Here is a 20102-nt window from a genome sequence, read left to right as displayed (position 1 = left end):
AAATATACAGCCGTATTCCTACATAATCATGAAAAAGACACAAAAAAGTAGAATGCAAAAAGGCCCCCGAGTGCAATACATACACTCGGGGGCCTTTTTGTTGTCTCTACAACAAAGAGAAAAGAATTACTTAACTTCTACAGAAGCTCCAGCTTCTTCAAGTTTAGCTTTCAATTCTTCAGCTTCATCTTTAGATACGCCTTCTTTAACTGATGAAGGAGCGCCATCTACAAGAGCTTTCGCTTCTTTCAGGCCAAGACCTGTAGCTTCACGAACTGCTTTGATGACTTTAATTTTAGCTGAACCAGCGCTTGCCAATTCTACTGTGAATTCTGTTTGTTCTGCTGCTCCACCTTCAGCTGCTCCTGCTGCTGCAACCGGTGCTGCTGCTTCAACGCCGAATTCTTCTTCGATCGCACTTACTAGGTCGTTAAGTTCAACGACAGTTGACTCTTTCAAGTCAGCAATGATTTTTTCAATATCTAATGCCATTTTTGTTTTCCTCCATTTTAATTATATTAGTTGGTTTAATTTGTCAGCACGCTGCACTAAAGTGTAACCTAAGCTGACACGAGTAGGCTGTCTGCTTAGGCAGCTTCCTCTTCTGCTTTCTTTTCTGCAACTGCTTTGACTGCCAGGGCAGTGTTTCGCATAGGTGCTTGAAGAACAGATAGCAGCATTGAAAGTAGGCCTTCGCGGCTTGGTAGTTTTGCAATTTTGTTGATTTGATCAACATCAGCAACACGGCCTTCCAGTACGCCACCTTTGATTTCAAGTGCTTCTGCTTCTTTCGCAAATTCTGCGATGATTTTAGCAGGAGCTACGACTTCTTCGTTACTGAACGCTACAGCTGTAGGGCCTTTGAAGACGTCTTCCATTCCTTCCAAGCCGGCAGCTTCAGCAGCACGACGAAGCATAGTGTTTTTCAGTACACGCATTTCGATTCCTGCGTCACGTAATTGCTTACGCAGTTCAGTTACCTCGCCTACTGTCAGTCCACGGTAGTCTACTACGACTACTGCTTGTGCGTCTTCGAATTTCTTCGTCAGTTCATTGACTAGCTCTTCTTTTTTCGCAATGACACTTGCTTTGCTCATTGATGTTTCACCTCCTGATCGATTGAAATGAGGATTTCACTTATTCCGCAGTCCGAGGGACTTTATGGCATAAAAAAACCCCATGTCACCGTAGACATAGAGGGAGTGTAAATTGACTTTCATCACTTTATCCTCGGTATGATATTAAGGCATGCGCCACATACTGTCTTCGGTATTATTCAGTTAATCAGCTGTACCGGAACATGTCCAGCGTCTGATAACTTTCATCAATGCATATTCAATTAAGGTCGATTCCTTAACCTGCATAAGTATAGCAAGCTATCTCATACAGGTCAAGAAGAATCGGACTTTTTTTTACTTGATTACAGAACCTGTGTCAATCTTGACACCAGGACCGAATGTGCTGGCAATAGCCATGTTCTTGATGTAAACACCTTTAGAACTTGCAGGCTTCGCTTTCACGATGACGTCGTGAATAGCTGCCAGGTTATCCTGAAGCTTGTCTGTACCGAATGATACTTTTCCGATCGGTACGTGGATGTTTGACTGACGGTCCACACGGTAAGTGACCTGACCAGCTTTGATGTCGTTGACAGCTTTAGCTACGTCTGGTGTTACAGTACCGGTTTTCGGGTTAGGCATCAAACCTTTAGGTCCAAGTACACGTCCCAGTTTACCTACTTCAGCCATCATGTCCGGCGCAGCAACGACCACGTCGAAGTCCAGCCATCCACCTTGTACTTTTTCTACAAGATCGCTGTCGCCAACGAAGTCTGCTCCTGCTTCTTCAGCAGCTTTTGCAGCATCGCCTTTAGCGAAAACGATAACGGTTTGAGTTTTACCTGTTCCGTGTGGCAGTACCATTGCGCCACGGATCTGCTGATCCGCCTGTTTAGGATCGACACCTAGTCGGTAAGCCACTTCGATTGTTGCATCGAAGCCAGCGTAATCGATTTCCTTAACCAGTTCCAATGCTTCTTGTGCATCATATTGTTTTTCGCGGTCTACTTTTTCCAAAGCAGCTACGAATTTTTTGCTCTTTTTAGCCATTATATTTTTTCCTCCTTGTTGTGGTATTAGCGGTTTAACCTCCCACTTGATCTCCGCAAGAGCATACTGATCGCTGATCAGCAGCTAATTTGAAAAGACGGGCTTTTCTCAGGTTGCGGAGGCAGCAAGCAATGGGGTGAATGCAGTGTCTTCAAGACCAAGCTTACTAATCAGCTTATCCTTCGACAGTGAATCCCATGCTGCGTGCTGTACCTTCGACCATGCGCATTGCTGCTTCAACATCAGCTGCGTTTAGGTCTTCCATTTTAGTTTCAGCAATTTCTCTCACTTGAGCGCTTGTTACAGAAGCCACTTTTTTCGTGTTTGGTTCACCAGAACCAGACTCGACGCCAGCTGCTTTCTTAAGCAGAACAGCTGCAGGTGGAGTTTTAGTGATAAATGTAAATGAACGGTCTTCATATACAGAGATAACTACAGGAATAATCATTCCTGCTTGGTCTGCTGTACGAGCGTTAAACTCTTTACAGAATCCCATAATGTTTACTTGCGCTTGTCCTAGTGCAGGTCCTACTGGGGGAGCCGGATTAGCTTTCCCTGCAGGGATTTGCAGTTTCACGACGTTTACAACTTTCTTTGCCACGAGACATACCTCCTTGATTTTTGTCCGTGAGTGGTTAAATGAGGTTATAATTTTCCTCTCCCACTATTGACGCGCACACAAAATACACATCCGTATATTAGGCGCACTGACACAGTCTACCACTCATGATTTGCTTTTGCAACAGTTTTTTAGTTGTCTAGCTTGGAAATCTGGTTGTAGTCCAGTTCCGCATTTGTTTCGCGTCCGAACATCTCAACAGAAGCCTTGATTTTCCCTTTTTCAGTTTCCAGCTCTGTTACGGTTCCTTCCATTCCTGCAAAGGCTCCACCGACGATCTGGATCCGTTCACCGACTTCTACATCCATCTTCACTTTACGCGGATTGATTCCCATACTGCGCAGAATCTGGTCTACTTCTTCAGGCAGAAGGGGTGAGGGCTTACTTCCGGCACCATGCGAGCCAACAAAGCCGGTTACACCTGGCGTATTACGGACAACGTACCAGGCATCATCGGACATGATCATTTCGACCAGAACATATCCTGGGAAAGTTTTCTGCATAGCAGTCTTGGTTTTGCCGTCTTTTTCCTCAACTGTTTCTTCTTCCGGTATCAACACCTGTAAGATATTATCTTCCATCTTCATACTAGTGGCACGGGATTCCAGATTCTGCTTAACTTTGTTTTCGTAGCCTGAATAGGTATGCAAGACATACCAGGCTTTGGAACTTTCTAATTCGTTCATGATTCTCTCCTTTAGGTTTGTTCATACTAAAAAAACCTTTTCCCCTAATACCGGAAGAAAGGTTTTTTCGTCACTTCTCGTTACACAGTATAGCATGACCGTCACTTAAATGCCAACGGCTGCCGCCTTTGTCACACTAAGTTCAATAAAAATACCAGCAGTGAATCGGCAGCGTAAAAGAATACGCCAAAGAATGCCATCACACCAAATACAGTGACCGTATTCTTCTTCATCACGTCTTTTTTCGGCCAAGTCGTTTCTTTCAGTTCGTGCTTGACTTCACCCAAGAAAGTTTTGATTTTGTTCATTCGTGTCTCTCCTTTCCAATTCACTGCGGCTGAACGTTCAGTGGTTGTTATTTCGTTTCCCTGTGCAGGGTATGTGTTTTGCAGTAGCGGCAATACTTCTTAATCTCTAGACGCTCGGTCCGGATTTTCGTGCCCACTTCTTTCGTGTAGTTTCTGGACCCGCATTCGATACAGGCCAGGGCTAATTTCTTTTTCATCTGTTCCCTCGCTTCAGCTGACTTGCTCTTGATGTTTACAGTCTTTTATACTTTACCATTTACTGAAAACACTGTCAAACCGGCTCAGTTCGCCCGTTCGAAATCGTCATCACTGATCTGGACGCTGTCCTTCAGTCCTTCTGATACAAAGACCTCCCAGTCACCTGTTGTATAGATAACTTCAACATCCTCCAGGCTATTGATATACTCCAATCCAGCTTCTACCCCTTTGGAGAAAGCAATATTGGCAATCGCATCCGCATCCATGGCGTTGTCCGCAATGACGCTGATCCCTGAAATGTTGTTCTCAAATGGAAAGCCAGTGTCCGGGTTCATCAGATGATGATATTCATCCTCGCCGTCACGGACAAGTCTTTCATAAATACCGGAAGTGACGATTGCCCGGTCCGATACCGGCACCATGCCAATAATCTGCCCACGGTCTCCATAAGGGTTCTGGATGCCGACATTCCATGGTTGATCTTCCCCACGGGTGCTGTTACCGACTACAACAATGTCTCCACCCAGATCGATAATGGCTGTATTGACGCCTTCTTCTACTAAAACGCGAGCGGCTTCATCGGTAATATAGCCCTTGGCAATGGCTCCCAAGTCAAGAACCATTCCTTCCTCCTGAAGATAGATCGTCTGATTTTCTTCATTTAATTCGACTTTGTTGAAATCCACTACGTCAACTGCCTGAGCCAGCTCATCCGGATCCGGTACAGCCGCATACTCTTGCCCGATACCCCACAGACTGGTCACAGCACCAATCGTCGGATCAAAGCTGCCGTCTGACTCTTTCGCAAAGTGCAAGGCTCTTTCCATGACCAAGAAAACTTCTTCAGACACTTCGACCGGTTCAATCCCCGCCTGACGGTTAACTTCCGATATTTCAGAGTCCGGATTCTGCATGGAGAACCATTCGTCCAGTTCCTGTACCCGGTCAAACGCTTTGTCCAGTGCCTCTTCTTTACCTTCATTATATACACGGATATTGGCTACGGTCCCCAAAAGGAATTCTGTCCGGTCATATGGCTCATTGGCTAGCCCTCGCGGATCGCTTTCCCCGCAAGCCGCCAGTCCAGCCGATACTACCGGCACGAGCAAAGCCAGTCCTATTTTCTTATTTACAGTAAACATGGTTGCCTTCCTTTCCTTCTTTTCCTCTGTACATCTTACAGTAAAAGTGTTATTCTGTCCATGTTTTCACAAGAGGAAAAAGTGACGGAAATGTGCATGATTCTGTCGCATGATCGTCGCATTTGTGAGAAGATTAATTCAATGAAGAGCAGCCGCAATATGCTCCTTTTATTCCAGATCATTTAGAAAAGAAGGATAACCATGACCCGTACTCAAAAACTGATCTATATCGCTCTGCTGTCCGCGCAAGCCGTGATTCTAGGCATTGCCGAGCGCAGTATTCCCTTTCCTTTTGCCTTTGCACCGGGAGCCAAACTGGGAGTAGCCAACCTGATCATCATCATTGCCATCTACACCCTTCCTTTCAAAGACAGCATCAAAGTCGTGATTATGCGGCTTTTGATGACGACTCTGCTTGGCGGAACACTCTCGACTCTAATGTACAGCACAGCTGGGGCTTTGCTGAGTTACACAGGTATGCTCCTGGTTAAATTTCTGGGAGGCCGGCGTATCAGCATCATTGGCGTCAGCGCGACCGGAGGGATCCTGCACAATTTAGGCCAGCTGATTGTCGCCAGCCTGATTGCCCAGACCTGGACGGTCCTGCTTTACTTGCCGGTGCTTTCCTTTATGGGGATTCTTTCAGGTATCGCTATCGGTATTGCCGCCAACTTCATGATGGAACACGTGTCTACTATCCAACGTTTCAAGAAGGCTCACGAGGAAAAAAAACAGCTTAAAGACAGATCTGCTCCACTTCATACAGCTGTCTCAGATGAATGCTCAAAACCCTAAATCTTTTCTTCAATTGACCAGGGAACCTTAATGTTTAAAAGCTCACTGCTCTCAGGTACGCCTTCTTGAAACCAGTGAGTTTTTTCTGTGTATGCTGCCTATCGAAACATTTCAAAAGTCATTCTATTACTTAAACGCTTGCTCTGTCAGTTAGATTGTATAAACAATTTTTTGAACTTCTCGGTACAGCGGTGTTTCGCATTGATGACTTTTTGGCGCTCGCAGTTCAATTGGGCAGCGATGTCATCATAAGAGTATCCTGAATAACAGCTTATGCATACTGTCCGCTCAAAAGGCGACAGACAGGTCAGATACTCGTCGACTGTTTCTTCAATAATCGGTGAGTCAGCCGGCATAAACACCCTGGATTCTGCAACCAGCTGAACCCCCTGCTCTTCGACCACTTTCTCAAGAGACAGTGCGTCTCTGTAAGCTTGCCGCTTAATGGTATTGTGCCAGCGAATCAGTTTATGAAAATGATTATCCAGGCACAGACAGGCATACTGATTGAAACTCATCCCCTTGTCACTCTTATATTTTCCAACAGCTTCTACCAGTATCATACAAGCTTCCTGGTACAGGTCCTCTCGTTCAAACCCCTTAATGAACCGCCGATAGATTGCCCGTTTTAATAGAGCTTCACTTTTTTCAAGCAGCAGGGGAAACAGCTCTAATTCTCCCTTTTGAATCTGCAGGACCAGGTCATCGCTTTCCGGGTCACTGATATCCCGGTAGCTTATTGTGCTTTTATTCACTAATAAATCTGTACTTATCCGCATCTTTACTTCTTCCTTTGCATATTGTCTTAACCCGTACAAAGTAAAGCATTTATGAGCGTAGTAGCTTGAACATTTGAAAGCGTTTCAATTATTATACTATCCAAAAGTTAAAATAGTCATTAATTTAATTTTAATTGTGAGAAAAATCTTATGTAAAATCAGTTGTCACAGTTTTCAAAACGCTGTATAACAACCTTTTCTATATTCACTCACCTCATCCTCAATTTTTCTGGCGATTAGCCTTAAATCAAATTAAACAAAAAAAAACCTTAAAAGCCACAGGCTCTCAAAGGTGATTTTTTTCGTCAAATCTTTCATCAATCAGTTTGCCGTACAGCTGCTCCAATCGCTTTTTGTCCTCATCCTTCAAAGGGGAGTTCCGCGATTTGTTCTGCATCCGGTAGACGGCGCTGTCGATTGTGATTTTCTTTTTTGTGCTTTTGATGTCCTTGTACAGTTCGTTGGCGGATTTTCTTGTGGCTCCTCGTTGGAAGATAATCCACTGCTCGGCCAGGTCCGATGTAGCCACTTGGACATGGGTAATTAGCAGGTTTTCTTCTCCTACTGCTTTTTCGATATAACTATCGGCTGTCTCCCCTTCGCTCGTAAAAATCACGGCTACTTCGTACTTTTCATAGCGCTTAGTCAGTCCCGGCACAAACTGCGCATCAAAGACGATATTGATTTCGATGCCTTCGTATTTGGCGTAGTTGCTTAGCTCGTGCAGTAGGTAATCCCTGGCGTCCGCCATCTTGTCCTGACGTTTCAGTCGGACGAGCTCTGGCCAAGCACCAATCATATTGTAGCCGTCGACATACAGCACTTCTTTTTTCACGTTTGCTCCCCTCCTCCCAGATCAGTTTAAAACCGGCTTCTACAGGCTGTTTCGTTTTCGGAATACTTCATACATCATCAGTCCGGATGCTACACTGGCATTCAGGCTCTGGACATCTCCCACCATCGGAATGGAAAGCGTCTCATCCACTTTTTCTTTAACCAAGCGGGACAAGCCCTTGCCCTCATTGCCGATGACCAGGCCGACTGGCGAAGACACATCCCAGTGACGGTAGTCCTTGCCTTTCATGTCGGTTCCAAATATCCAAAGGCCGCGGTCTTTCAGTTCATCGATCGTCGTGGCCATATTGGTCACTCGGGCTACAAGGACATGCTCGATGGCACCGGCTGATGATTTTGCTACCGTTGAGGTCAGACCGACCGCCCGTCTTTTAGGTATGATCACCCCGTGCACACCACTGGCATCAGCTGTTCTTAGGATAGACCCCAGATTATGCGGATCTTCTATCCCATCTAGCAAGAGGAAAAAAGGGGCTTCTTTTTTCTGCTCCGCCTTTGTAAACAGCTCGTCAATCGAAGCATAATTTACCGGACTGGCCGCCAGAACCAGCCCCTGGTGATTACCTCCATCTGACAATGTATCCAGCTTGGACTTGGGTACAAAAGAAAGCTGGACTTTTCTTTTCTTAGCCTCGGAGACAACAGCATTGATTTTGTCTCCTGACAGACCATCCTGAACGAACAGCTTGTTGACATCCCGGCTGGACTTGAGCGTTTCCATGACCGGATTACGGCCATAAACCATTTCATCCGACTCAGCTTCACCTGATTGCTGTCCATCTTTTTTGCGGAAATCATCACGGTTCACCTTTCCATCTTTTCTGCCTGACCGTTTGGGTTGTGGCTTTTTGGGCATTTAGCTCGCTCCTTCCTGTTTTTCTTCTTCGATTTTCCCGGTGCACCAGCTAACCAGCTCTTCCAGACGCTGCGTTTGTCCCGTCAGGTGTAAATACCCCATAACTGCTTCAAATCCCGTCGAATAACTGTATGTCTGCGCATCCGTATTTTTTGCTTTACTGTAACTTTTCGCATTGCGTCCTCGCTTGAAAATATCCACTTCACCCGCTGTAAGGAAATTCCCTTCCAGCAGTGCTTCTATCAGCCGGGCCTGTGCTTTAGCAGATACATAGGTGGTCGCCTGCGTATGCAGAACATTCGGCTTTGTCTGCCCTTGTTGGATCAGGTGTTCCCGGACCCTTAATTCATAAATCGCATCGCCCAAGTAGGCCAGGGCCAAGCCGTTGAGCAGGCTGGGATCTACACTTTTCTTCATTCTAAAGCCCCCGCTTCCAGCGGACACCTTGGGGCGTATCCTCCAAAAGAATGTGCTGCTCTTTCAGTTCATCTCTGATCTGGTCCGCACGCTGGAAGTCCCGGTCTTTTCTTGCCTGTTCCCGTTCCTTGATCAATGCATCGATTTCCACATCCAGCAGGTCTTCTGTTACAGACAGACGGAGCCCAAAAACAGACATCAGGTCTTCCATCAGCGTCAGCATCGCCTGCAGTACAGGTTTGGAGACTTCCGCTTCTTCCAGATATTTGTTCAGGAAACGGACCAGATCATAGACTACTGTAATTCCGTTTTGAGCCTGAAAGTCATCATCCATCTGCTGGATGAACTGCTCTTCAAACCCCTTCACTTCAGCCAACAGGCTGCTGTCTCGGTCCGAACACTCCCCTGCCTGATCCAGGCGGTGTGCAGCATTGAAGTAGGCCGTTTCGATCCGGTCTACATTTGTCTTGGCTTCTTCAATTGTATTCAGAGAGTAATTGATCGGCCGTCTATAATGCGCCGTTGCCAAGAAGAACCTTAGGGCCTTTGGATCATGCTGCTCACGCAAATCTTTTACCAGTACGACATTTCCGATGGACTTGCTCATTTTTTCGTCATTCATCGTTACAAAACCATTATGAATCCAGTAATTAGCAAAGGTCTGGCATGTTTTCGCCTCGGTCTGAGCGATTTCGTTTTCATGATGAGGAAATGTAAGGTCCTGACCGCCGGCATGGATATCAATGGTGTCTCCCAAGTACTTAGTCGCCATAACCGAACACTCGATATGCCAGCCCGGTCGCCCTTTCCCCCAGGGAGAATGCCAGCTGATTTCATTGGCTTTGGCTGTTTTCCACAAAGCAAAATCGAGCGGATCTTCTTTTCTTGCTGATTCTTCACCTGTCCGATTGCTCGCTCCTAGTTCCAGCTCATTCAGGGAGACCCGGCTGAGTCGGCCATAGCCCTTAAACTTGCGGGTACGATAATAAACATCCCCTTGGTTTTCATAGGCATATCCCTTTTCAATCAGCGCTTCAATAAATGAGATGATGTCCGGGATGTTGTCCATGACACGGGGGGCCGTATCTGCTTTTTGGACCTCCAACGCTTCTGTATCTTCGTAAAATGCCTGGATAAAGGTGTCTGCTACTTCAGGAGCTGTCTGACCACGTTGTTCAGCAGCTCGGATGATTTTGTCATCCACATCTGTAAAATTGGAAACATAGTTGACCTCATATCCGCGGTATGTCAGGTAGCGGCGGATGGTATCAAAAGCAACTGTGCTTCTAGCGTTCCCAATATGGATATAATTATAAACGGTCGGACCACAAACGTACATCCTGACCTTGCCTTCTTCGATTGGCTCAAAAACTTCCTTTTGACGTGTCAGTGTATTGTATAAACGAATCACGCGTAGAAACTCCTTTCATGTAAGTACTACTCCGGTAAACGGACTTCGTCCGCCTGAGGAGTTTTAGTTTACCGTCATACCTGTCTTTAGCGAACGGAAAAGCCATACAACCCGCTTCAAGAAAGTTCCGGTTGCATGGCTATATCCAGTCGATATGCAGTTAAAAATCAGGCATCGATAGCTTGCTTGGATGTTTCAAGGTTGGCAAGTACTTTTTCTCTGCCCAAAAGTTCGATGGCGTCATTTAGCTGTGGACCATGCTTCTGGCCGGTAACCGCTACACGAATCGGCATGAACAAATTCTTACCTTTGATACCTGTTTCTTTTTGGACAGCCTTGATTGCTTTCTTAATTGTGTCTGCTTCAAAAGGCTCTACTTGTCTGACTTGTTCGCTAAAAGCATCCAGGACCACTGGAACACTTTCTCCTTGAAGGACTTCCTTCGCTTCTGGAGACCAGTCGAGTCCCTCTTCAAAAAACAGTGTAGCCAGCTGAGTAATTTCAGCTGCATAACTCATTTGTTCCTGATAAAGGCCGACAAGCTTTCGGATCCACTCGCTTTTCTCAGCGGACGGATTTTCTTCGACATAGCCAGCCTGCACAAGGTGAGGCAGTGCTTTGAGCGTCAATTCATCGAGATCGACTTCCTTGAGATACTGATTACTAATCCAACTCAGTTTTTTCGGATCAAAGGCAGCTGGGGACGTGCCCAAGCGCTTATGGTCGAACATATCGATAAACTGATCTTTCGTAAAGAGTTCTTCTTCTCCGACCGGGGACCATCCCAGCAGAGTAATAAAGTTGAAGAGTGCCCCAGGCAGATAACCCAGTTCACGGTACTGCTCAACAAACTGCAGGATTGTTTCATCACGCTTACTTAGCTTCTTACCGGTTTCCGTATTGACAATCAGGGTCATATGACCAAATTCAGGCGTTTCCCACTCAAACGCTTCATAGACCATCATCTGTTTAGGTGTGTTGGCAATATGATCATCTCCACGCAGGACATGCGTGATTTTCATGTAATGGTCATCAACTGCAACGGCAAAGTTGTATGTCGGCATACCGTCACGCTTGCGAATAACCCAGTCTCCTCCAACGGATCTGGACTCAAAAGATATCGGTCCTTTGACCATGTCTTCAAATGTATACGTAGCGTCTTTTGGGACCCGCAGACGGATAACTGGAGTGATTCCTTCCTCTTCCTTGGCTCTCTGTTCAGAAGGACTCAAGTTGGCACATTTTCCGCTGTAATGAGGCATTTCTCCCCGTGCACGCTGCGCTTCACGCTCAGCTTCCAGTTCTTCTGATGTGCAGTAGCATTTGTAGGCACGGTTGCTTGCTAGCAGCTGATCAATCAGTGGATCATAATAATCCAGTCGCTCAGACTGACGGTAGGGGCCGTATTCTCCTCCTACATCCGCACTCTCATCCCAGTCGATCCCCAGCCATTTGAGATTGTCCAGCTGGCTTTGTTCACCTGTATCGATGTGACGCTTTCGATCTGTATCTTCTATGCGAATAATGAAATCTCCACCATGATGGCGGGCAAATAAATAATTAAACAGGGCCGTACGTGCATTCCCTATATGAAGGTGTCCTGTGGGACTCGGTGCATATCGTACGCGGACTTTTTCTGTCATGTAACATTCTCCTTTGTTGTTGCTGTGATTTTGTAAGCCTGTCTGCATGTCCGCAGACTAGAGTTAAAGACGGCCGTCAGCCATGCGCTTGACGCTCTGGACTATATGGTAATTAAGTAGTGTCGCGATTTTGAAGTTTAGTTCATCCCCTTCGACGACATGAACAGGTACCCCAAAACGTTCAAGCAACTCGCCTTCTTCGTTGCCGTAAAAGCCTGATTTTTCTGCTTCCATAAAAGCTTTTTTTAGATTTCCCAGTCGAAATCCCTGGGGGTCTGAATCTGACGGACAGCCGAACGGTCAAGCGACTGGATGACCGTTTGGGATGGACTGACTACTTTCAAAAAAATCCTTGGCCTGGATAGCTGGAACAACTGCATCAGCCTGATCCAACGCCGACAGCAGCCGGTCAATGATTTCCCGGCTCAAAAAGGGCCGGGCAGCGTCGTGAATCAGCACCAAGGCATCTCCTTTTTCAGTCAACTGATCCAGCGCCAGTCGCACACTATCCTGCCGCTCTTTCCCGCCCGTCACCCAACAGATGCTTTTGGACTGGTTTGGAAATATTTTCTGGACGATGTCTTGAAATGTCGTCCACTCTTCTTCTTTGGTCACAATCCAGACAGACCGGCAACGCCTGTCAGCCAGCATCACATCAAGTGAATAAGTGATGACTGCTCTGCCATCCAGGGGCATTAGCACTTTATTTCAGCCCTTGGACCCATTGAAGCGGCTGGCAGACCCCGCTGCGAGAAGGACCGCCTCATAAACCAGATTGGTATTTGCTTCTTCTATATTCAAAAGCTTGTCATTGGCCGACACCCCACCAGTAGAATGCCGAATTTCTTCTTTATCCATATTTTTTCTTGTCTTTCCGGTCATCGATTGCTTTCTGGTCATTGACCAGTTTCGCAAAAATCATGCGGCCAGCATTCGTCTGCAGCGAACTGGTCACAACGACTTCGACCCTCTCGTTCATGTGGTGTTTGCCCTCTTCGACAACGACCATCGTACCGTCATCCAGATAAGCTACACCTTGTGCCCGTTCAGTCCCGTTCTTCACAATCATGACCCGCATGTCTTCTCCGGGAATGACGACCGGCTTGACCGCATTAGCCAGCTGATTGATGTTCAGAACTGGAACATTCTGAAACTCAGCTACTTTGTTCAAATTGAAATCATTAGTTACGACCATGCCGTCCAGTTTTTTAGCCAGGTACACAAGCTTCATGTCGACTTCATCCGATTCCGGCAGCTCGCTGTCATCTATTTGCAGCAAGATTCCTTCCTCTTTCTGCAAAGCATTGAGAATATCAAGTCCCCGCCTGCCTCTGACCCGCTTCAGGCTGTCGGAAGAATCAGCAATATGCTGAAGCTCCTGAAGAACATACTGTGATACGACCAATACCCCCTCTAAAAAGCCCGTTTTGACAACATCCAGGATTCGGCCATCAATGATGGCACTTGTATCAAGCACTTTGTACTTGCGGTAAGATTCACCTTCCCTGCGTTCCAGCACGTCTTCATTTTCAGCTTTCACTGTTTTCGGACTGAAAAGACGTCTGATTTCTTCTCGTCTGGATGTGCCCAACTGGAAACCAAAATAAGCAAAGCCGACTGCCAGGACGAGCGGAATCACATCACTGATGAAAATCATGTTCAAAGCATTTAAAAATATACTGATCAGTACTGCTAGAATAAGTCCAATGATTGCTCCGATGCTTCCAAACATGAGATAGGCAATGCTGACTTCTCCAAAGGCCTTCTCAATTCGTGCTGCCCCTTTCTCAAGCGGCTTGATCGCCTGAAAAGACAGCATATAGAACATTCCTGCTCCCAAAACCATACCGGTGATTGGATGAACCAGCCAGCCAGGGATCACATCCCAATTACTCACTAGTTCGGGAAACAGATTATACCCCAGACTTCCGCCCACAAGGACAAAAGTCAGTATAATTAATTTAGAAACCACTTCACTCCTCCTCTCCTGTTTTTGACTTGTTTATTCTTTTAGTATACCAAAAGTCACAAAATAACCGCAGCCGCTTGCCTTTAATATCAGGTAAAAGCCTTACGTATCGCATCAGCCAGAGTGGCACAGCCCACGACTTCGATTCCCTCAGGAAAGGTCCAGCCGTCCATATTGTTTTTGGGAACAAAGACTCGCTTGAATCCAAGCTTTGCGGCTTCATTTACCCGCTGTTCAATCTTAGACACTCGCCTGATTTCACCTGTCAACCCGATTTCCCCAACAAAGCAGTCAGTTGGACGCGTCTCCTTTTCCTTGTAGCTAGAGGCGATGCTGATTGCGATAGACAAGTCGATTGCCGGTTCATCAAGCTTTACTCCGCCGGCAGCTTTCAGATAGGCATCCTGGTTCTGCAGGAGCAGACCGGCTCTTTTTTCCAGCACAGCCATGATCAGCGAGACTCTGGAATAGTCGAGCCCACTGGCAGTACGCTTGGCATTTCCAAATACCGTTGGAGAAATAAGCGACTGAATCTCTACCAGAATCGGACGAGTGCCTTCCACTGCAGCGACGACTGCTGACCCCGTTGCACCGGACAAGCGTTCTTCCAGGAAAAGCTGGGAAGGATTCAACACTTCCACCAGTCCACCGTTTCGCATTTCAAAAATTCCGATTTCGTTTGTCGAGCCAAAACGGTTTTTGACCGCCCTTAAAATCCGGAAAGTATGATGCCGTTCCCCTTCAAAATACAGCACCGTATCTACCATATGCTCCAGCATTCTTGGACCGGCAATTGCCCCTTCCTTAGTCACATGTCCCACAATAAAAATGGCTATTTCATTCATCTTCGCTATTTTCATCAGGGTGGATGTCGATTCTCTTACTTGCGACACACTGCCCGAGGCACTCTCGATTGCCGCATGGTGCATAGTTTGGATGGAATCGATAATCACATAGTCCGGCTTGATCTCCTCGATGGTCTCCTGAATGGCACTGACTTCTGTTTCCGCATAAAGGAAGAAGTCAGCTCCTCTCAGTTCCAAACGTTCGGCGCGCATCTTAATCTGAGAGGCACTTTCTTCCCCCGAGACATAAAGAACTTTCCCGCCCTTCTTATTCAGCTGGGCGGATACCTGCAGCAGCAGAGTCGATTTCCCGATACCGGGATCGCCACCAATCAGCACAAGAGAACCTGGAACAACTCCTCCTCCCAGTACGCGGTTAAACTCTGCCAGGTCTGTTTTGACGCGTTCTTCTTTTTCAATCGTAATATCAGTGATGGGTTCGGCCTTAGAGGCTTTACCGGTCATTGATACCCGACTTCGGTTATCTGCCTTGTCAGGGAGCTTCTCTTCAACCATCTGGTTCCAGGCTCCACAGCCGGGACATTTACCCAGATAGCGGGGGGATTCATATCCGCAGCTCTGACACACAAAAGTGCTTGCTTTTTTTTTCGCCAATCTTGTAACTCCTTTTCAGATGGTTAGGTATTTATCGGCCGCTCGACCCGAATCCGCCGGTTCGGACATCAAATGCATCTGTTTCCTGATCTACTGTTTCATAGCGCATGAATATCCCTTGCGCAATGCGCTCACCCTGCTTGATATGCACATCTTCTAGGCCATAGTTGATGACCTGAACAAAAATTTCGCCTTCATTACCTTCGTTATTGTAGTAGTCTGAATCAATAACACCGATCCCGTTAGGCACAGCTAGCTGCCTTTTCATAGGGTTACTTGAACGGTTTGCAAGAAGCAGATATTCCTGTTCGGGCATGTAGGCTTTGACTCCCGTTGGAATGAGTGTCGATGCGACAGGATTACTATTTGGAGCCGGATCTTTTAGTGCTTTGAATACGGAAGGGATCACGCAGTCTTTGGAGGCGGTCAAATCATAGCCGGCCGATCCTCTGGTTGCTCTTTTCGGCAGCTCGACTTCACCGGCTGCATATGTTGAAACTTTTTCGAATCCTCTGATTTTAGTCATGATAAATGGCTGCTTCCTCATAGACGAAACAGTACTGTGCCCCTTTCCAGTTAAGCAATATTTAGTAATACTTCTATTTTACACTATATCCGACCCTTTATAAACGGTCATTTTAAGGCAAAAAAACCTCTCCGATCATACATCTATGCAGATCGAAGAGGAAAAAGGGGGCCTATTCAGTTCACTGAACCTATCTCGCTTTAGCGGATAACCTCAGTTGTTTCAGGATCAAAGAAGTGTGATTTGCCCATGTCGAAGGCCAAATCTACATTGTCACCTGGAGTGTGGTAGTCACGCGCATCAACTCGCGCAATAAACTCAGTGCTTCCCACTTGTGAGTACAACATCGTTTCAGCTCCCAGAAGTTCGGAAACCGCCACTTTAGATGTAACCGTTGAACCTGGAGAAGCATCCAGAGCTACCTGTTCACTCTTGATATCTTCCGGTCGGATACCGAATATCAGTTTAGCTCCGTCTTTGTAGCCTTTTTCACTCAGCATCTTCACTTTACCTTCCGGCACTTCGATAACCATGCTGTCGCCATCAGTAATCGTGTTTCCTTTAAGCGTCACATCGAAGAAGTTCATCGCAGGTGAGCCGATAAAGCCAGCTACGAAAGTGTTGACAGGCAAGTCATACACTTCTTTTGGAGAACCGATTTGCTGAATGAAACCGTCTTTCAAAATAACGATACGGTCAGCCATAGTCATCGCTTCTGTCTGATCGTGTGTAACGTAGATAGACGTTGTGTTCAGACGCTGGTGTAATTTAGCAATTTCAGCACGCATTGCTACACGCAGTTTAGCATCAAGGTTGGACAGAGGCTCATCCATCAGGAAGACTTTCGCATCACGAACGATTGCACGACCTAAGGCCACACGCTGACGCTGTCCACCGGACAAAGCAGCCGGTTTACGTTCTAGCAAGGGAGTCAGTCCAAGAATTTCAGCCGCATTTTCTACACGGTTCTTTATTTCTTCTTTCTTGTACTTACGCAGTTTAAGTCCGAAAGCCATGTTGTCAAACACAGTCATGTGCGGATACAGGGCGTAGTTCTGGAATACCATCGCGATATCACGGTCTTTAGGCGCCACATCGTTCATCATTGTATCGCCAATCCACAATTCACCATCAGTAATCTCTTCTAGTCCTGCGATCATACGCAGTGTCGTAGACTTACCACAACCGGAAGGTCCAACGAATACGATGAATTCTTTGTCTTTGACACGCATGTCAAAGTCTGTTACCGCAAAATCATCAGAGTTGTCATATTTTTTGTAAATATTTTTCATAGCCATTTCTACCATAATTCAATCACCCTTCTGTTTTAAAAATAATCGATTCCATTTAGTCCGGTTTGCATAAACCTTGTTTAGTTGACAATACTTATTGTATTGGAAACGCTTTTTCAGCACTATGGAAACGTGCCCAAATTTAATGGAAGCGTTTTGTGCACTATGCCCAAATCCGCTCTCCTTTTCACCTGAGTCCTGAGAATATTCCCCTTATTCAGTTTTACTCGCAAACTATAAAACAATCGACTTTTTGTAAGCCTTTACTTTTGCTAAAAATGAACTTTATCGTTTAAACTTATATTGTGAAATAAAATACGAATAGGAGTGTATAGAATGTTTGATTTAAAAGGAAAAGTGGCCGTCATTACAGGGGGCGCCTCCGGTATAGGACTTGCCACAGTCGAAGCCTTTTTGGATAAAGGTGCCAAGGTAGTGTTGAGTGATTACAATGAAGGAGACGGGCAGAAGCAAGCCAATCGCCTCAGCAGCAAAGGAGACGTGATCTTTGTCAAAGCTGATGTTTCAGTAGAGGATGAAGTCGAAGCCCTGATTCATAAAGCAGTGGAAACTTACGGCTCGGTTGATGTGCTCTTCAACAATGCTGGGATTGGGGTTCAAGGCGAGACACATAACCTAAGTTATGAGGACTATCATAAGGTGATCCGAATTAATCAGGACGGTGTCTTCTTTGGAAGTAAACACGCTGTGCGTCAAATGAAAAAAAATGGTGGTGGAGTTGTGATCAACTGTGCTTCCATTTTAGGAATCGTCGGTGAGCCAACTGCTTATGCCTATAACGCATCTAAAGGAGCTGTCGTGCTCATGACCAAATCCCTTGCGCTTCAGTATGCCAAGGACAATATCCGCTGTGCAGCAGTCGCTCCTGGCTATGTCGAAACAGGCATGGTCAACAAAGAAGCTCTGGGCGAATACTATGACAATCTGGTGGATAAACATCCGATTGGACGATTAGGCGCCGCGGACGAGATTGCACACGCCGTCGTATTTATAGCTGAAAACGAGTTTCTGACCGGTATAACTATCCCCGTGGACGGTGGATACACCACACAGTAAATGCTTTACTCTATTCATAAACAGGATCTCGGCTGCTTCAAAACAGTCGGGATCCTGCCTTTCTGTATACAGCCTGTATCAGCATTTCCCTTTGATTGACATCTTTTCCTATTAACTTTAAAATCAAGAGGCACACTTACTTTTTTACAGCAACGACATTCAAATATTTCTTATGTAAAATCATTAGATGGAGTGACTACTATGACTTATACCTTTTTGGAGCCTTACACCTTCTCAAATAAGGTGGCTTTAAGAAACCGCGTGCTCTTAGCTCCAATGACTACCAGCTCCAGTACACCTGAAGGTACAGTAACCGAAGACGAACTTATTTATTATCTTGTCCGCTCAAGTGGTCCAGGTGCAGTGATTACTGCCTGTGCCTATATCGACTCCAAAGGACAGGCCTTCAAGAACGGTATGGGTGCTTCAAAAGACAGTCACCTAAACGGGCTGAAAAAGCTGGCACAAGTCATCAAACTCCAGGGAGCAAAAGCTATCCTGCAAATTTATCATGGTGGAAGAATGAGCCAAAGACAATTCAACGGGGGACGCCAGCCTGTTTCCCCATCGGCCATCCGTGCTGAACGGGAATGGGCTGATACGCCAAAGGAGCTGACGGAAACTGGAATCCATATTTTAGTCAGCCAGTTCGGTGCTGCTGTCAGACGTGCCATAGATGCCGGTTTTGACGGGGTAGAACTGCACGGAGCCAATACTTATCTCCTCCAGCAGTTTTTCTCTCCTCACTCCAACCGTCGCCAAGACGACTGGGGTGGCAGTCTGGAAAAACGCCTCCGTTTTCCGATAGAAGTCGTCAGGCACTGCCAGTCTGTTATTGACGCGCATGCTTCAGAAGGTTTTCTTCTGGGTTACCGCCTGTCGCCTGAAGAAGTTGAAGAGCCAGGCATCCGACTCACAGATACTTACGTACTGATTGATGCGCTGATTGGTTTAAAGGTCGATTATATTCACCTTTCTGTCGGTCATTATGCCCAGCCATCGATTGTTGGCTTTGGTAATTACAAGAAACAGATTCCCCAGCAAATTGCAGATTACGTTAGCAAACGTGTTCCACTTATCGCTGTAGGATCAATCCAGACAGCAGCTGATGCGGAAAAGGCGCTTGAATACTCACAGCTAGTGTCCATCGGTAGGCAGTTAATCATCGAACCTAAATGGGTCGAAAAGCATGCAGAAGGTAAAAAACGATCCATCACTCACTATATCGATACAGCTCAAAAGCCTATCTACCGACTTCCTGATGCGATGTTTGAAATGATCACAGGTATCCCCGGCTGGTTCCCTGTACGGGACGGCACATCAAATACATGATACAATGAACATTATAATAGCTGTAGTATTAAAACTAGAATAGAAGAGGATGTCTGATATGAATATAGAAGTGACAAAAAAAGCCGTAGCCTGGTTTGAAAAAGAACTTTTACTGGAAAAAGGACAAGCTATCCGCTTTTTTGGAAAAACTTATGGTAATACAGAAGTGCACGAAGGTTTCTCAGTCGGCATGAGTGTTGACCAACCTGATGGTGATATTATGGGCAAGACCGAAGTCAACGGTGTCACCTATTATGCCGGTGCACAAGATGACTGGTTTTTCAGCGGATATAATCTTGAAATCGACTATAATGAAGACAAAGATGAGCCAATCTATCACTTTCATGAAAAGCGTTAAGCCTTTCTCCCTCATTACAAACAAAGAAAGCACCTCACCGGACAGATTAAATCTAGCCGGTGAGGTGCTTTCTAATTTCAGGTAAAAAAAGCTCCGCAAGCAGGGCTCGAACCTGCGACAACACGATTAACAGTCGTGCGCTCTACCAACTGAGCTATTGCGGAATCATACTATAAAGTTAGTATAACAAAAAAAGAGCTGCACGGCAACGTCCTGCTTTCACAAAGGGAAACCCTTCACTATCCTCGGCGCTGGGAAGCTTAACGGCTGT

At 46.1% G+C, this 20102-nt stretch carries 23 protein-coding genes, 1 tRNA gene, 1 pseudogene and 1 other annotated feature; of the genes and pseudogenes, 4 read left to right on the top strand and 21 right to left on the bottom strand.

Annotated features, from left to right (window positions below; genetic code table 11):
* Positions 1-126: 126 nt before the first annotated feature.
* The 8 genes from rplL to ADIAL_RS02845 all read right to left on the bottom strand — a co-directional run bounded on the left by rplL (position 127) and on the right by ADIAL_RS02845 (position 5061).
* Positions 127-492, bottom strand: a complete 366-nt coding sequence (rplL, locus tag ADIAL_RS02875) for a 50S ribosomal protein L7/L12 (RefSeq protein WP_034299836.1) — start codon at positions 490-492, stop codon at positions 127-129.
* 95 nt (positions 493-587) lie between these two features.
* Positions 588-1097, bottom strand: a complete 510-nt coding sequence (rplJ, locus tag ADIAL_RS02870; RefSeq protein ID WP_034299835.1) for a 50S ribosomal protein L10 — start codon at positions 1095-1097, stop codon at positions 588-590.
* A gap of 62 nt (positions 1098-1159) precedes the next feature.
* Positions 1160-1288 (bottom strand) — a sequence feature (ribosomal protein L10 leader region).
* Positions 1289-1412: 124 nt separating this feature from the next.
* Complete coding sequence (gene rplA, locus ADIAL_RS02865) at positions 1413-2108, bottom strand: 50S ribosomal protein L1 (RefSeq protein WP_034299832.1); 696 nt, start codon at positions 2106-2108, stop codon at positions 1413-1415.
* Between the two features lie 175 nt (positions 2109-2283).
* The gene (gene rplK / locus ADIAL_RS02860; protein WP_034299831.1) at positions 2284-2709 is read right to left on the bottom strand and encodes a 50S ribosomal protein L11; all 426 of its coding nucleotides are present in this window, start codon (positions 2707-2709) and stop codon (positions 2284-2286) included.
* 149 nt (positions 2710-2858) lie between these two features.
* Complete coding sequence (gene nusG, locus ADIAL_RS02855) at positions 2859-3413, bottom strand: transcription termination/antitermination protein NusG (RefSeq protein ID WP_034299829.1); 555 nt, start codon at positions 3411-3413, stop codon at positions 2859-2861.
* Between the two features lie 131 nt (positions 3414-3544).
* The gene (gene secE / locus ADIAL_RS02850; RefSeq protein WP_034299827.1) at positions 3545-3721 is read right to left on the bottom strand and encodes a preprotein translocase subunit SecE; all 177 of its coding nucleotides are present in this window, start codon (positions 3719-3721) and stop codon (positions 3545-3547) included.
* A gap of 47 nt (positions 3722-3768) precedes the next feature.
* Positions 3769-3918 (bottom strand): 50S ribosomal protein L33, encoded by a 150-nt coding sequence (gene rpmG, locus ADIAL_RS11200; RefSeq protein ID WP_081757625.1) that lies wholly within the window; start codon positions 3916-3918, stop codon positions 3769-3771.
* Between the two features lie 84 nt (positions 3919-4002).
* The gene (locus ADIAL_RS02845) at positions 4003-5061 is read right to left on the bottom strand and encodes an FAD:protein FMN transferase (RefSeq protein WP_051503674.1); all 1059 of its coding nucleotides are present in this window, start codon (positions 5059-5061) and stop codon (positions 4003-4005) included.
* Positions 5062-5262: 201 nt separating this feature from the next.
* On the opposite strand from ADIAL_RS02845, the gene ADIAL_RS02840 reads away from it, so the two are divergent.
* Complete coding sequence (locus ADIAL_RS02840; RefSeq protein WP_034299825.1) at positions 5263-5856, top strand: Gx transporter family protein; 594 nt, start codon at positions 5263-5265, stop codon at positions 5854-5856.
* Positions 5857-6002: 146 nt separating this feature from the next.
* Here the strand turns inward: ADIAL_RS02840 and ADIAL_RS02835 are convergent, their stop codons facing one another.
* The 12 genes and pseudogenes from ADIAL_RS02835 to ADIAL_RS02785 all read right to left on the bottom strand — a co-directional run bounded on the left by ADIAL_RS02835 (position 6003) and on the right by ADIAL_RS02785 (position 17079).
* The gene (locus tag ADIAL_RS02835; protein WP_034299823.1) at positions 6003-6635 is read right to left on the bottom strand and encodes a sigma-70 family RNA polymerase sigma factor; all 633 of its coding nucleotides are present in this window, start codon (positions 6633-6635) and stop codon (positions 6003-6005) included.
* Positions 6636-6921: 286 nt separating this feature from the next.
* Complete coding sequence (locus ADIAL_RS02830; RefSeq protein ID WP_034299822.1) at positions 6922-7470, bottom strand: NYN domain-containing protein; 549 nt, start codon at positions 7468-7470, stop codon at positions 6922-6924.
* A 39-nt stretch (positions 7471-7509) separates the two neighbouring features.
* Positions 7510-8235 carry a 23S rRNA (guanosine(2251)-2'-O)-methyltransferase RlmB gene (rlmB, locus tag ADIAL_RS02825; RefSeq protein ID WP_034300106.1) on the bottom strand — a complete coding sequence of 242 codons (726 nt, stop codon included), beginning with the start codon at positions 8233-8235 and terminating at the stop codon, positions 7510-7512.
* Between the two features lie 111 nt (positions 8236-8346).
* The gene (locus ADIAL_RS02820; protein ID WP_034299821.1) at positions 8347-8763 is read right to left on the bottom strand and encodes a Mini-ribonuclease 3; all 417 of its coding nucleotides are present in this window, start codon (positions 8761-8763) and stop codon (positions 8347-8349) included.
* A 1-nt stretch (position 8764) separates the two neighbouring features.
* Positions 8765-10174, bottom strand: coding sequence for a cysteine--tRNA ligase (gene cysS, locus ADIAL_RS02815; RefSeq protein ID WP_034299820.1), 1410 nt, complete (start codon positions 10172-10174; stop codon positions 8765-8767).
* A gap of 167 nt (positions 10175-10341) precedes the next feature.
* Positions 10342-11817 carry a glutamate--tRNA ligase gene (gene gltX, locus ADIAL_RS02810; RefSeq protein WP_034299819.1) on the bottom strand — a complete coding sequence of 492 codons (1476 nt, stop codon included), beginning with the start codon at positions 11815-11817 and terminating at the stop codon, positions 10342-10344.
* Between the two features lie 63 nt (positions 11818-11880).
* Positions 11881-12513: pseudogene (locus tag ADIAL_RS11500) on the bottom strand (IspD/TarI family cytidylyltransferase).
* 12 nt (positions 12514-12525) lie between these two features.
* Entirely contained in the window at positions 12526-12675 is a 150-nt protein-coding gene (locus ADIAL_RS11340; protein ID WP_155849161.1) for a hypothetical protein, read from the bottom strand.
* Positions 12668-13789 carry a PIN/TRAM domain-containing protein gene (locus tag ADIAL_RS02800; protein WP_034299816.1) on the bottom strand — a complete coding sequence of 374 codons (1122 nt, stop codon included), beginning with the start codon at positions 13787-13789 and terminating at the stop codon, positions 12668-12670. Before ADIAL_RS02800 ends, ADIAL_RS11340 begins: the two co-directional genes overlap by 8 nt.
* Positions 13790-13875: 86 nt before the next feature.
* The gene (radA, locus tag ADIAL_RS02795; protein WP_034299814.1) at positions 13876-15246 is read right to left on the bottom strand and encodes a DNA repair protein RadA; all 1371 of its coding nucleotides are present in this window, start codon (positions 15244-15246) and stop codon (positions 13876-13878) included.
* A 31-nt stretch (positions 15247-15277) separates the two neighbouring features.
* On the bottom strand, positions 15278-15772 hold the full coding sequence (locus ADIAL_RS02790) for a dUTP diphosphatase (protein ID WP_034299812.1): 495 nt from the start codon (positions 15770-15772) through the stop codon (positions 15278-15280).
* Between the two features lie 200 nt (positions 15773-15972).
* Positions 15973-17079 carry an ABC transporter ATP-binding protein gene (locus ADIAL_RS02785; protein ID WP_034299809.1) on the bottom strand — a complete coding sequence of 369 codons (1107 nt, stop codon included), beginning with the start codon at positions 17077-17079 and terminating at the stop codon, positions 15973-15975.
* A gap of 321 nt (positions 17080-17400) precedes the next feature.
* Between ADIAL_RS02785 and ADIAL_RS02780 the strand changes: the two genes are divergently transcribed.
* From ADIAL_RS02780 to ADIAL_RS02770, 3 genes are all read left to right on the top strand, one after another.
* On the top strand, positions 17401-18141 hold the full coding sequence (locus tag ADIAL_RS02780; RefSeq protein WP_034299807.1) for an SDR family NAD(P)-dependent oxidoreductase: 741 nt from the start codon (positions 17401-17403) through the stop codon (positions 18139-18141).
* 201 nt (positions 18142-18342) lie between these two features.
* The gene (locus tag ADIAL_RS02775; protein WP_034299805.1) at positions 18343-19473 is read left to right on the top strand and encodes an NADH-dependent flavin oxidoreductase; all 1131 of its coding nucleotides are present in this window, start codon (positions 18343-18345) and stop codon (positions 19471-19473) included.
* A 58-nt stretch (positions 19474-19531) separates the two neighbouring features.
* Positions 19532-19831, top strand: coding sequence for a HesB/YadR/YfhF family protein (locus ADIAL_RS02770; protein ID WP_034299803.1), 300 nt, complete (start codon positions 19532-19534; stop codon positions 19829-19831).
* A gap of 91 nt (positions 19832-19922) precedes the next feature.
* On the opposite strand, the gene ADIAL_RS02765 is transcribed toward ADIAL_RS02770, so the two are convergent.
* Positions 19923-19995: transfer RNA gene (locus tag ADIAL_RS02765), tRNA-Asn, on the bottom strand.
* Between the last annotated feature and the right edge of the window lie 107 nt (positions 19996-20102).

The sequence above is a fragment of the Alkalibacterium sp. AK22 genome, assembly GCF_000585255.1.
Lineage (GTDB): Bacteria > Bacillota > Bacilli > Lactobacillales > Carnobacteriaceae_A > Alkalibacterium.
Note: the sequence above shows the minus strand (reverse complement) of the source record. Positions and strands in the feature narration are given on the sequence as shown.